15 protein-coding genes are annotated in these 12,658 nt (G+C 35.3%); 1 reads left to right on the top strand and 14 read right to left on the bottom strand.

Annotation, left to right across the window (positions count from 1 at the left end):
- Positions 1-17: 17 nt before the first annotated feature.
- Positions 18-1,841, bottom strand: a complete 1,824-nt coding sequence (gene lepA / locus A33S_RS0101675) for a translation elongation factor 4 (RefSeq protein WP_017176486.1) — start codon at positions 1,839-1,841, stop codon at positions 18-20.
- Between the two features lie 225 nt (positions 1,842-2,066).
- Here lepA and rpsT point away from each other — a divergent pair, with 225 nt between their 5' ends.
- A complete protein-coding gene (rpsT, locus tag A33S_RS0101670; protein ID WP_009382601.1) occupies positions 2,067-2,318 on the top strand; it encodes a 30S ribosomal protein S20 in 252 nt (83 codons plus the stop codon).
- Between the two features lie 90 nt (positions 2,319-2,408).
- Here rpsT and holA read toward each other — a convergent pair whose 3' ends face one another.
- The 13 genes from holA to A33S_RS0101605 form a co-directional block, all read right to left on the bottom strand.
- Positions 2,409-3,383: a DNA polymerase III subunit delta gene (gene holA, locus A33S_RS0101665; protein WP_017176485.1), complete on the bottom strand. Its 975-nt coding sequence runs from the start codon at positions 3,381-3,383 to the stop codon at positions 2,409-2,411.
- A gap of 61 nt (positions 3,384-3,444) precedes the next feature.
- A complete protein-coding gene (locus A33S_RS0101660; RefSeq protein WP_238537481.1) occupies positions 3,445-5,619 on the bottom strand; it encodes a DNA internalization-related competence protein ComEC/Rec2 in 2,175 nt (724 codons plus the stop codon).
- 36 nt (positions 5,620-5,655) lie between these two features.
- Positions 5,656-6,117 (bottom strand): ComE operon protein 2, encoded by a 462-nt coding sequence (locus A33S_RS0101655; protein ID WP_009382606.1) that lies wholly within the window; start codon positions 6,115-6,117, stop codon positions 5,656-5,658.
- Between the two features lie 28 nt (positions 6,118-6,145).
- Positions 6,146-6,826, bottom strand: coding sequence for a helix-hairpin-helix domain-containing protein (locus tag A33S_RS0101650; RefSeq protein ID WP_009382608.1), 681 nt, complete (start codon positions 6,824-6,826; stop codon positions 6,146-6,148).
- A gap of 51 nt (positions 6,827-6,877) precedes the next feature.
- On the bottom strand, positions 6,878-7,600 hold the full coding sequence (locus A33S_RS0101645) for a class I SAM-dependent DNA methyltransferase (protein ID WP_009382610.1): 723 nt from the start codon (positions 7,598-7,600) through the stop codon (positions 6,878-6,880).
- Positions 7,579-7,953: a ribosome silencing factor gene (gene rsfS, locus A33S_RS0101640; protein WP_009382611.1), complete on the bottom strand. Its 375-nt coding sequence runs from the start codon at positions 7,951-7,953 to the stop codon at positions 7,579-7,581. Before rsfS ends, A33S_RS0101645 begins: the two co-directional genes overlap by 22 nt.
- A gap of 14 nt (positions 7,954-7,967) precedes the next feature.
- Complete coding sequence (yqeK, locus tag A33S_RS0101635) at positions 7,968-8,537, bottom strand: bis(5'-nucleosyl)-tetraphosphatase (symmetrical) YqeK (protein ID WP_009382612.1); 570 nt, start codon at positions 8,535-8,537, stop codon at positions 7,968-7,970.
- The gene (locus A33S_RS0101630; protein WP_009382613.1) at positions 8,527-9,096 is read right to left on the bottom strand and encodes a nicotinate-nucleotide adenylyltransferase; all 570 of its coding nucleotides are present in this window, start codon (positions 9,094-9,096) and stop codon (positions 8,527-8,529) included. The genes yqeK and A33S_RS0101630 overlap by 11 nt, the downstream gene beginning before the upstream one ends.
- A gap of 1 nt (position 9,097) precedes the next feature.
- Positions 9,098-9,388 (bottom strand): ribosome assembly RNA-binding protein YhbY, encoded by a 291-nt coding sequence (gene yhbY, locus A33S_RS0101625; protein ID WP_009382614.1) that lies wholly within the window; start codon positions 9,386-9,388, stop codon positions 9,098-9,100.
- A gap of 15 nt (positions 9,389-9,403) precedes the next feature.
- Positions 9,404-10,201, bottom strand: coding sequence for a shikimate dehydrogenase (gene aroE / locus A33S_RS0101620; RefSeq protein ID WP_009382615.1), 798 nt, complete (start codon positions 10,199-10,201; stop codon positions 9,404-9,406).
- A gap of 11 nt (positions 10,202-10,212) precedes the next feature.
- On the bottom strand, positions 10,213-11,313 hold the full coding sequence (gene yqeH / locus A33S_RS0101615) for a ribosome biogenesis GTPase YqeH (RefSeq protein WP_009382616.1): 1,101 nt from the start codon (positions 11,311-11,313) through the stop codon (positions 10,213-10,215).
- A gap of 3 nt (positions 11,314-11,316) precedes the next feature.
- Positions 11,317-11,841 carry a YqeG family HAD IIIA-type phosphatase gene (locus A33S_RS0101610; RefSeq protein WP_009382617.1) on the bottom strand — a complete coding sequence of 175 codons (525 nt, stop codon included), beginning with the start codon at positions 11,839-11,841 and terminating at the stop codon, positions 11,317-11,319.
- A 44-nt stretch (positions 11,842-11,885) separates the two neighbouring features.
- Entirely contained in the window at positions 11,886-12,572 is a 687-nt protein-coding gene (locus A33S_RS0101605; protein WP_009382618.1) for a 5'-methylthioadenosine/adenosylhomocysteine nucleosidase, read from the bottom strand.
- Between the last annotated feature and the right edge of the window lie 86 nt (positions 12,573-12,658).

Raw genomic sequence — 12,658 nt, 5'->3', positions numbered from 1 at the left:
ACCCGTTTGTCATCTTATTATTCATCATCCATTTTTAATACTGCTAAGAAAGCGTCTTGAGGAATCTCAACATTACCTACTGCTTTCATCTTAGCTTTACCAGCTTTTTGCTTTTCAAGTAGTTTACGTTTACGACTAATGTCACCGCCGTAACATTTAGATAGAACGTTTTTACCCATTGATTTAATATTAGTGCGGGCTACAATTTTGTGACCTACCGCTGCTTGAACAGGTACTTCGAACTGCTGGCGCGGAATGAGCGTTTTAAGCTTTTCAACAAGTGCTTTACCACGTTCATAAGCAAAGTCTCTGTGTACGATGAAGCTTAGCGCATCAACTTTACTACCATTTAAAAGAATATCCATCTTAACAAGCGTACTTTCTTTATTCTCGATGAATTCATAATCAAATGATGCATAACCTTTTGTATTAGATTTAAGTTGGTCAAAGAAATCGAAAACGACTTCAGATAATGGAAGTTCATAAACGATGTTCACTCGAATATCATCTAAATAATCCATGTTTACAAATTGACCACGCTTACGTTGGCACAGTTCCATAACAGGTCCAACATAATCATTTGGAACCATCATTGTAGCTTTTACGAATGGTTCGTAAATCGCTTCAATTTGGTCACGCTCAGGCATTTGTGCTGGGTTATCAACAAAGATTTCTTCACCATTCTTCATGTGAACGGTATATATAACAGATGGTGCAGTAGCGATGAGTTCGATACCAAACTCACGCTCAATACGTTCTTGAATAATTTCCATGTGTAACATACCTAAGAAACCAGTACGGTAACCGAAGCCTAAAGCTTGAGAAGACTCAGGTTCGAACTCTAGCGAAGCATCGTTAAGTTGAAGTTTCTCTAAGGCTTCACGTAAGTCATTATATTTCGCATTATCAATTGGGAATAGACCACAGAATACCATTGGGTTTAATTTCTTATACCCTTTTAATGGGTTGTCTGCAGGACGTTCAGCATGGGTAATCGTATCACCAACACGAGAGTCATCAACATTCTTAATATTTGCGATAATGTAACCTACATCGCCGACTGTTAACTCTTCAATTGATAATGGTTTTGGCGTATTAATCCCTACTTCAGTTACCTCAAATTCTTTACCTGTAGCCATCATTCTGATTTTATCTCCAGGTTTAACGACACCATCAATTACTCGAATAGATGAAATTACACCGCGGTATGGGTCATATTCAGAGTCAAAGATAAGTGCTTTAAGGGGTGCTTCAGGATCACCTTCTGGAGGAGGTACCATATCTACGATTTTCTCAAGAATTTCTTCGATACCAATGTTAGATTTAGCACTCGCAAACACAACATCGTCCTTGTCTAAACCAATTACATTTTCGACTTCTTCTGCTACACGTTCAGGTTCAGCGGCAGGTAAGTCGATTTTATTGATTACAGGTAATAGTTCTAAATCATTATCTAAAGCTAAATATACGTTAGCTAACGTTTGTGCTTCGATACCTTGAGCAGCATCTACAACAAGAATCGCACCTTCACAAGCTGCTAAAGAACGTGATACTTCATATGCGAAGTCGACGTGCCCAGGTGTATCGATTAAATGGAATATGTATGTTTCTCCATCGTTAGCTTCATATTTTAAACGAACTGCGTTAAGTTTGATTGTGATTCCGCGTTCACGTTCTAAGTCCATTGAATCTAATAGTTGCGCTTGCATATCTCGTGACTCAACAGATTTCGTATTCTCTAAAATTCTATCAGCGATGGTAGATTTACCATGATCAATATGCGCGATGATAGAAAAATTTCTGATCTTCTCTCTTCTATTAATACGCTCTTGTTTATCCATTACATCCGACTCACTTTCTAAAAAGAATTACCTGTAGCTTTCTATTGCATCTTTGATATAATAACGTTTTTACAACATAATTGCAAATCTTGATCGTTCGCTTTGCCTTAAGTAAAAGAACTTTAATAATTAATGATTGCTAAAAGAACGTGATTTTGGTAAAATATTTTTTGTTGTAATCAAATTTATTTGATCATTCTAGTTCACTTTTAGGAGGTGACCGAAATGCCAAACATTAAATCTGCAATCAAACGTGTAAGAAGAACTGAAGTTGCTGAAGAAAGAAACATTTCTCAAAAGAACAATATGCGTACAGCAGTTAAACGTGCTAAATCAGCTATTGAAAACAATGCTGATAACAAAGCTGAGTTAGTAAATGTTGCGATTAAAAAAATCGACAAAGCAGCTCAAAGCAACTTAATTCACTCAAATAAAGCTGACCGCATGAAATCTAAATTAATGACAGCTGCAAAATAATGTTATAAAACAACTGAGATACGTCTCAGTATGAAATTAGGGTTAAAGCTCATTTCTATATGAACTTTAACCCTTTCTTTATGCCTTCTTTTAGAGACTTAGTATAAATAATTCGAGTATAAGCACTTTATCCATGTAAGATGACTTTAATTTGTAATCTGTCTCAACACAGGAATCCATAATTTTGAGTAATGTTTCTAGATCATACTTACGTGCTTGACCTAAAGCAAGTTTAACGCGATATGGGTGAACACTTACTGTTTTGGCAATTTGTTGACCACTATACCCTTTCTGACTCAATATCTTACATTGATAGAATAAGCGATAGTTACTTGTAATGAGCGCCAATAACTTGATTGGTTCCTCTTTCATATATACTAAATCTTTAGCTAAATGATTTGCTTTTTCTTTCTTCCCTTTTTGAATATATTCAGTAAGTAAAAACACATTTTGTTCCAAACTACGACTTACAATTTGTGAAACATCACGCTTTGTAATCGTAGGATTATCGCCTAAGAAGAGCATGAGTTTCTCAAGTTCTTGTTTAATAATGTTGTAATGAATGCCTGTAAGTTCGATAAGTAAATCAAGTGCATCCTGTTTGATATCTTTATAGTGATCGTTTAAATAGCGTTTAATCCATGCTTTCATTTCCTCTTCGGTCATTTGGTCAATCTTTTTTAATGTAGCATGTTTCTTAAGTGTTTTAACAAGCTTCTTACGTTCATCTAACTTTTGATTATATATTTCAAATATGACTAATGTATGATCATCGTATTTTTCAATAAATTCCATAAGTTGTTGAAGATTATGGTTAACATCCTTAGGCGCTTTTTCACCTGTAAAAACAAACGCATTTTGAATGAGTACGACTTTCTTATCTGATAAAAAAGGTAAAGTTAACGCTTCTTCAATACATTGTGTGATTTCAGTATGATACAAATCAAACTTAACAAAGTTAAAGTCATCTTTAGGTTCATCGAGATAAGCTTCTACTTTTTCATTAGAGAATTTACGAATGAGTTCTGGTACTTCGCCATAAACTGCAATCAGATTATTCGACATCTTCAAGCGCCCTTTCTAATTATCATTGCTTCATTATATCATCTACGGTTTATTTAGACTATTAACGGACACTTTCTTGATAAATTTGGAGCTGATCCCCTAACTCAAAAACAACATGTTCATGCTTTTGCGTATCGTATAATATCGTTTGGTGTTGAAGCAACCGTGACACGACCTCTTTATTAGGAAGCCGGTACACATTGTTTTTACCGCTAGATATGACACTAAAGGTTGGATGAATCGTTTCAATAAACTTAGGACTAGAGCTTGTTTTACTTCCGTGATGTCCTACCTTAAATATATCGATATGCGGAAAATCATATTGATTTAAGAGCTTTTCTTCATTGCGCGCGGTAGCATCTCCCATAAAGAGAAGACGATACTGATTGATGTTAGCTAAAACAACGATTGAGTGTTCATTCGGATCATCGCTTGTATCAATGTAGCCATCTAAAAAATTAAATTCTACCTCGTCAACTTGTAGCTGATTCATTGATTTAACATCTGTTAATTGAAAACGATATGTTTTTGAAAGTGTTTCAAAAGCTTGTAATAAAGATGGTTCAAAGCTACCTTTATTAATAATGACATGCTTGATAGGCACTTTTTGAAGCAAGTTTTCGATTTCGCCGTAATGATCTTTATGAGGGTGTGTAATAATCAAATGGTCTAAGTGAGTAATACAGTGTCTTTTCAATAAAGGATACGTGTTGCGTTCTGTAATACTTTTAGAAGATTTCCGACTTGAGTGCTCGTGCTCTAACCCTCCTGTATCAATCATAATATAATGATGCTTTTTAGTTTCAAACAACGTTGAATCACCCTGTCCAACATCGATAAACGTTAATTTAGTACCATGAAATATAAATATAAACTTTAGACATAGTATTAACGTGAGCAAACATACTATTGCGGCTTTGGGCTTTTTATGAGTGAAACAAACGAAAATCGTTAAAACTAGGATAAACGTTATACATAAATATAATGGCGTTAAGTCTTGGACGTGCCATTTAAAGCGCGTAAGTGGTTCAAAGAGTCGTAATAATATATCTTGTAGTCGAAACAACCAACTTGCGATAAAAGTTATGAGGAATGGTGCTTGTCCGAAAGTGAGTACGATTAAGAAGTACAGAAATACGAATGGTAAAATGATGATTGAATATAGTGGAACGAATACAATGTTTGAAATGAGCCCAATCCATTGGACCTCGTTAAAAGCATATATACTAATTATCATGGCACCAAACTGTGCTATCGCAGTGATACTTATAAGCTGTTGGAACCTGCTTAATTGACTTACAAATGTTTTAGATAATATTAGAAAGCATGTTATAAGATAAGAAAATTGAAACCCTAAATGAAATAATATTTCTTTATTTATTAAGCATATACATATAAATAATACACTCAGTATCTCTAATAAATAAGGCCGGCATACCTTAGGTAAAAACAATAAAATTAAACACATCGATACCGCTCGAATCGCACTAGGTTGCATGCCTGTGAAGATAGCATAACTGGGTAGTAAGACGACGAGCGCTATATTGATATAAATAATAGGTATATTCAAACGCAGCATGATGTATCGTACGCATAGACAAAATAAGCCTACATGTGTGCCACTTACCGCAAACAAATGATAGATACCTAGTTGACGTATCAAGTCGAGTTCACTTGAATCTATTGTTTTAGTGCTACCTGACATTAAGGAAACAATTTTATCTGACCCAAAATGCGGGTGCGCTTGAATACGTTGTATAATATGTGAGCGGAATACGTTAATGTGCGATATCACATTTTTAGGTAGGGGCTTACATGTTTCAAAGTGTATGTTTTGTGCGATAAAAATGCCTTTAGACTTGTATTGTTGCGAGGTATTTTGCTTAAAGGAGCCTTCTACTTGGCACGTATGATAAGTAATATATATAGCTTGTTTATCTAAAGCTTTTCTTGGTATCAAAAATTTGTATGGTTCGTCTTGGTACGTGATGTCAGTTAACAAGTTAGGTTCTTTAAGTTCAAATTCATCGAGAAATTGTAATGTGTAAGTTGATTTCGTAGCTAACATTTGGGTGGTTTGACTATCATCATGGCTTTCAGGCGTATACCAGTAGAATCCGCCTAACATTGCGATTAAAGACAAACCACCGAATAATTTAAAAAGCGACTTTCGTAATAAGATAAAGCCGTTTAGCAAGCATAAAGTGATTGAAAGATAAATATTATAATGAAACAAAGCTCCAATTAAAAAACTTAAAGCGATATGAAACAATTAGCGCTCCAAGAAATACTGGGCAATATGTTTCGGATTGAAAGGTACCTTTTGATATGTAATGCCAGATTGTTCTAGTAATTGAATTGCATAATCATGGTTATGATAATTTTCAGCGTAATAGACTGTCGTAATACCTGCTTGAATTATAGACTTCGTACAATTTAGACAAGGAAAATGCGTCACATATATCGTTGCATTATGTGCTGAAACACCCTGTTTCGCACATTGTAATAAAGCATTCATTTCAGCATGTATCGTTCTTATACAGTGTCCATCTTCAATTAAACAACCTTCATCAATACAATGTACTTCACCAGCAACCGAGCCATTATATCCGCCGGCGATAATACGGTTATCTTTCACAATCGTGGCACCTACAGATAATCTTATACAAGTTGATCGTAGTGATAAAAGATAACTTTGAGCCATAAAATAGTCCGTCCAATTAATACGTTCCATCAACTCACCTCCTAGATACGTGTGATACCTATATTGTAAAATAATCTTTTAATTTCTCAAAGGTTTTCTCTCCAATGCCCTTTACTTCTTTCAATTCTTCTACTGACTGAAAGGCTCCTTTCTCATTTCGATAATCAATGATCGCTTTCGCTTTTTGAGGACCAATACCTGGTACTTTAGTAATGTCTTGTTCAGTTGCTTGATTTAAATTAACGCTTACTTCACCGCTATTATTACTTGTACTCGAGGTCGGTTCCATAGACGTAGTATGAACACCATTTGGTTTAGGTCCTTCGTCATATTTAGAAGGTATATAAATGAGTTTTTGATCTTGAAGTCTTTCAGATAAATTGATTTGAGATAAATCCGCTTCTGGTAAGACACCAGCACGATCTAACAATTGCTTGATGCGATCATTCTCTTTCATCTCATACACATTTGGAGACCTTACAGCACCCTTAATATCAACCATTAATCGTTTATCCTTCGACTTAGTCTCACCTACTTTCGAATGCTTTTTTGTATCATATGTTTTGTCACCTAGTATAGGTTGAGGTTGTTCGTTAATCGGTTTCATGGATTCTTGAGAATTCATATCTGAAGCACCGAACTGGCTATAACCCATCACAATTAAAATGAGTGCACCAATACCTATTAATACATGCACTTTATACTTCATGACTAACGACTTAAATTGATTAATATCCATACAAAAAAACCTCCCTCATATATATAAACGAGGGAGATCAAATTTTTACTTTTACTTTTTCACAACAAAGAATAAACGATCGCTATGTTCGTCCTTACGATGACGATCAAAATCATAAAATGTTTCGATGTCACTGAAGCCCGCTTCTTTTAACCAAGTAGCATAAGTCTCGAGCGTATACGTTTGTTGGTAATGACTTTCATCAACACGTCGATATAAGTCATTGTTGTCTTGTATAAAAAATGTCATATCGTGCCAAACACTATATGGTTCTTCACCTTCGACAGCGTCCCATACAAGCATAAAGTCTTCTTGCTCATCACGGTATGTTTGATTATGAAACAGCGTTTCCATCTTGTAAATCGTGTGCACGTCAAATATAAAGACGCCATCTTGATCTAAATGCTTGTATACATTTTCAAAGGTTGCTTTGACTGCTTCAGTGTCCTTCAAATAATTCAGTGCATCACAAAATATCGTGATAACATCGAACGTTGTTTTTAAGTCGAAGTCAGACATATCACCTTCAAGCCATCTCACATCACGTGATTTAGCACGCGCTAATGCGAGCATCTCTACGCTCAAATCCATCCCAGTAACCTGACCTAGGCGCGTTAATCGATGCGTTAAGCTTCCTGTACCACAACCGATATCGAAAATTTTTAAATTACTACGCTTGGGCACATACGTTTCAACGATATCTTGCCATAAGTCATAAGGTTGGTCTTCTGTTAATCGATCGTAGTACTGACTTAGTTCTGTGTACTGTGACATAAATTCATAACCTCGTCGTATGAATAAGACGTTGCATCTTGATATAAGCGCTCTAAATTATAATAATCACGTTCATCTTTATGGAAGATGTGCACAACGACATCTGATAAATCAACTAATGTCCAACGTGCTTCTTGATACCCTTCCATACGTTTTACGTCATATCCTTTTTCATACGCTTTATCTTTAACAGCTTTAGCAATTGCTTGAACTTGACGTTCATTATTACCATGGCAAATTAAAAAGTAATCCGATATATCATGGATACCTTTCATATCTAAAGCAATAATATCTTCACCTTTTTTATCGCCAATGGCACGAGTGCTTTCAATTAGTAAATCTTTTGAATTCATTCAATCATCCTTTTTTATTTCGCATTTAAATTATAATAGTTTAGACATTCAATCGTTGACTTATAGACACTAATATCTTTTTCAATTAAGAATAACACGGTACGCTTAGAAATTTCATAAATGGTATGGTCTAAGTTCCCTGTTTTAAAAGCCATCTCTCTAATATCATCTACTCCAGGTGTAGTGCGTCCAGGTTCTATATAATCTGCTATAAATATAATTTTTTCATTTTTAGTCATATTTTGTCGACCAGTTGTATGATTTTTAATAGCTAGAAGAATCTCTTCATCATCTATTCCAAAATCATGCTTCATCACCGCCGCACAAACAGGACCATGCAGAATTTCACCGCCATAACCAAGTAAGTCATTCTCAAGTTCGTATTTTCTAACGACTTGATACATGTCACTTAACTCATCATATTTACAATAATCATGTAAGATTCCAGCTAGCTTCGCTTGTTTAACGTCACCATCATGTTTCTTAGCTAACTTTACAGCAGTATCTGCTACGCGTAATGAATGGTCAAAGCGTTTCTTTGGTAATTTCTCTTCAATTAATGCGATTGCTTCTTTAGCTTTCATATAAGGAAGCCTCCTTTATATAGGTTTCGATATCTTTAGAAACGAGAAGTTGGATACTTTCATGTTGTTGGATACGTTCTCTAATCATCGTTGAGCTAATATCAAACCTTGGAATTGAAATGGCAATCATACCATCTTCAACTTCTTGTGTTTCTTTCTCTCTATTTACAACAACAAATGTAACTAATTGTTTGAGTGCATCAATATGATACCATTTGTCGAGCTGATTATACTGATCAGTGCCAATCACGAAGTAAAAGGCATAATCTGAATACGTTTCAGTCAGTGCTTTAATCGTATCGTACGTATAACTTTCACCTTTACGTTCGATTTCATCAAGACGGCATTCACCAAAGCCTAAATGGCGTATTGCCAGTTCCACCATTTGAATACGATGTTTCACGTCAATTTGTGATTGATGCGTTTTAAGCGGCGACATATAGCTCGGCATAAAGAAAAATTTATCCGGTTGTATGTGATGATAAACTTCAGATGCGACAAGTTCATGCGCGGTATGAAGCGGGTTAAATTGACCGCCATATATGACAATCTTTTTCATATTATGGTAACTCGATTTGTTTATTGTCACTTGATTCTTTATATAACACAATCATAGAACCAATGACTTGAACGACTTCACTTTGCGTGTGTTCGCTTAAACTTTCTGCTAAATCTGATTTATCATCAAAGTTATTTTGTAGTACGTGAATTTTAATTAATTCTCTCTTTTCTAAGACATCATTAATTTGATCAACCATATTTTCATTTATACCTGATTTACCAATTTGAAATATCGGGTCTAAATGATGTGCTTTACTTCTTAAAAAGCGTCTTTGTTTACCTGATAACATATCTAGTCTCCTTTTTTATAAATATTCGATAACTTTATTCTTCATAGCTTCTATATCAGCAGTGTGACCTGTCCAAATTTTAAAGCTTTCGGCACCTTGTTGCACAAACATATCTAAACCATTATATATAGGGTTGCCTTGTGCCTTTGCTGCTTTTAGAAAAGGCGTTTCACTCGGCGTATAAACGATATCACTAACGAGTGCCCCTCTTTTAAGATTTGTAAGTTCGATAGGTAGTTCTTGATTATCTTTCATACCTAGTGGCGTTGTGTTAATAACGATATCAAATTGGTCTAATTCTAAGGCCGCTTCATTGAGTGACATTGTATGAACATCTAATTGCCAAGAATCAAATCTTGATAGCGTACGGTTCGCTACAGTAACCTTATGTTCGGTAATTTTATCTAAAGCGTGCGCGATACCTTTACTCGCACCGCCTGCACCTAATATGAGTATCTTTCGATGTTTTAAATGTAGGTCTAGTTCAATTAATCCTTTAACATATCCAATGCCATCTGTATTATAGCCTATCCATTTACCATTTTCGATCTTCACGGTATTTACAGCACCAATCGCACAGCTAGCTTCATCAATCACATCGAGGTACGACATGATCTCAGTTTTATGAGGAATCGTGACATTAAAGCCATCTAGGCCTTTTGAAGTGATAATTTCTTTAATTAAATGCATATCTTTAGGTGGAACATTTAAGGCCTCATAGCCGTAGTCTAAGTTAAGTGCTTGAAAATTCGCATGATGCATGACTGGTGATAATGAATGGTCAATTGGATGACCGATAACTGCAAATTTCATGACATTCACTCCTACATAATTGATGGTCTTAACGTAACATCTACATTTCTAGGGACTTTAACAACGAACTTCGCACCGCTTTCAATCGTAATAAAACCTAATCCAGATATCATAACATCTTTCTTGTGTTTACCCGTTTCAAGTTTAACTGTCTTGATTTGATCCAAATTGAATTGAGATGGATCTTTAGGTGGTTCTAGAACATCACCAAGTTTTGTTTCCCATAAACGATCGGCATTTTCAGTTTTTGTACGATGTATGTGTAACTCATTTGAAAAGTAACACACGAGTGGTCGCTTTCCACCTTCATGATAATCAATGCGTGCTAGACCACCAAAGTATAATGTTTGGCCTTCGTTTAATTGAAAGACGCGCTGCTTGATTTCCTTTTTAGGCATAATGATTTTAAGTTCTTTATCAGAAACCAAATGCGTCATTTGATGTTCTTGGATAATACCCGGTGTATCAAACATAAAGCTATCGTCATTTAAAGGTATATCTATCATGTCTAACGTTGTCCCAGGGAAGCGAGAAGTTGTCACAACGTCTTTCTCTCCAACACTAGTTTCAATTAATTTATTGATTAAAGTCGATTTACCAACATTTGTCGTTCCTACGATATACACGTCATCTTGACCACGGTATTTCTCAATCGTTTCGAGAAGCGTTTCAAGACCGATATTCTTTTCAGCTGATAATAATACAACTACTTCCGTTTCTAAGCCGTATGAACGTGCAGTACGTTTAATCCACTCGGTAACGCGTCTCTTATTGATTTGTTTTGGTAATAGATCAATCTTATTAGCTGCTAAGATAATTGGTTTATTACCAACGATACGTTTGATGGCATGAATAAATGATCCTTCAAAGTCGAAAATATCAATTACATTGACAACGATACCTTTCTTGTCAGAGAGACCAGTAAGTAAGTCTAAGAAGTCTTCACTATCCATACCTACATCTTGCACTTCATTGTAATGCTTTAAGCGAAAGCAACGTTTACATATAACATCTTCTTTACCAATATTGTGCGCGGGTACATATCCAGACTTCTTAGGATCTTCTGATTGAAGTGTAGCACCACAACCGATACATTTATACGTTTCTTGCAATCGTTATTCCTCCCAATCTATATATCCTTTTCTTTTAAAGTATTTAAGTAAACGACGTTCGAAAACACGATTGATTCGTGTCGTAAAACCATCTGTATTCTTTACAGGTACCACCATAATGGTATATAAGCCATTTCGATTACCACCGAAGATGTCAGTTAACATTTGGTCACCTATAACTAGTGTTTCTTCTGGTTTAATATTCATGAGGTCAACGGCCTTTCTGAATGATTTACCTCTAGGTTTATGTGCACGACAAATATAATCGACGCCTAGAGGTTTTGAGAACACAGAAACACGTTCTTCATTATTATTTGAAACGATGGTTACTTTGATGCCTTTTGCATCAGCTTCTTTAAACCATCTCTCGACAAGTTCAGTTGGCGCTTCAACGTCCCAACCTACTAATGTATTATCTAGGTCTGTAATAATACCTTTAATGTTCATTTCAACAAGCTTTTCAGGTTTGATTTCATAAATTGAATTTACATATTCATTAGGCATAAAATACTTTTTTATTAAGCTCATGTGTAGATTCCCCTTAACTACTCAAATATAATGTTTGATACTGTTTAAATGGCTTTTAAAAGATGCTCAACCATCTCACTAGATGACACTGAGGCATCCTTTAAGAATGTTTCGAAAGATACATCCGCGTTACCGTCTGCTAAATCTGAGATTGCACGCGTAACGATGAATGGCACGTCGAATTGATAGCAAACTTGACCAATCGCAGTAGCTTCCATGTCACAAGCCATCGCTTTAGGGAGCTGAGCTTTAATACCATCTTTTTGTTCCTTAGTGCCGATAAAGCTATCCCCACTAACAATTAATCCAGATTTACCATTTAAAGACATTTGAGGTAACACATCTAATGTTTGTTTAAGTAACTCATCGTTCGCCTTGAATGATGCAGGCATATTTGGAATTTGACCGAAAGTATAACCAAACGCACGTGCATCTGCATCGCTATAAATGACTTCGTTACTTACAACAACGTCTCCGATATTTAACGAAGCGTCTAAAGCACCTGCTGAGCCAGTGTTAATAATATATTCAGGATTAAATTTCTCGATTAAAAGTGTTGTTGAGATTGCTGCGTTCACTTTCCCGATTCCTGATTGAGTAAGAACAATGTCTTTATTGTTAAGTTGTCCTTTGTAAAAGATAACGTGCGCAATCTTGATTTCTTCTATATCTTGTATTTTATTTTTTAGAATTTCAACTTCTTCTTCCATTGCACCAATGATTCCGATCATGATGGATGCCCTCCTCATATACTCATAACACCAATATTTTAACATATTTCAGATATGCTAAGAAAATTTAACTAAAGTCGACTTGT

The organism is Staphylococcus massiliensis CCUG 55927 (assembly GCF_000298075.1).
Classification (GTDB): Bacteria; Bacillota; Bacilli; order Staphylococcales; family Staphylococcaceae; genus Staphylococcus; species Staphylococcus massiliensis.
The sequence above is the reverse complement of the archived record's forward strand: the minus strand, read 5'-3'. Positions and strand labels throughout refer to the sequence as shown.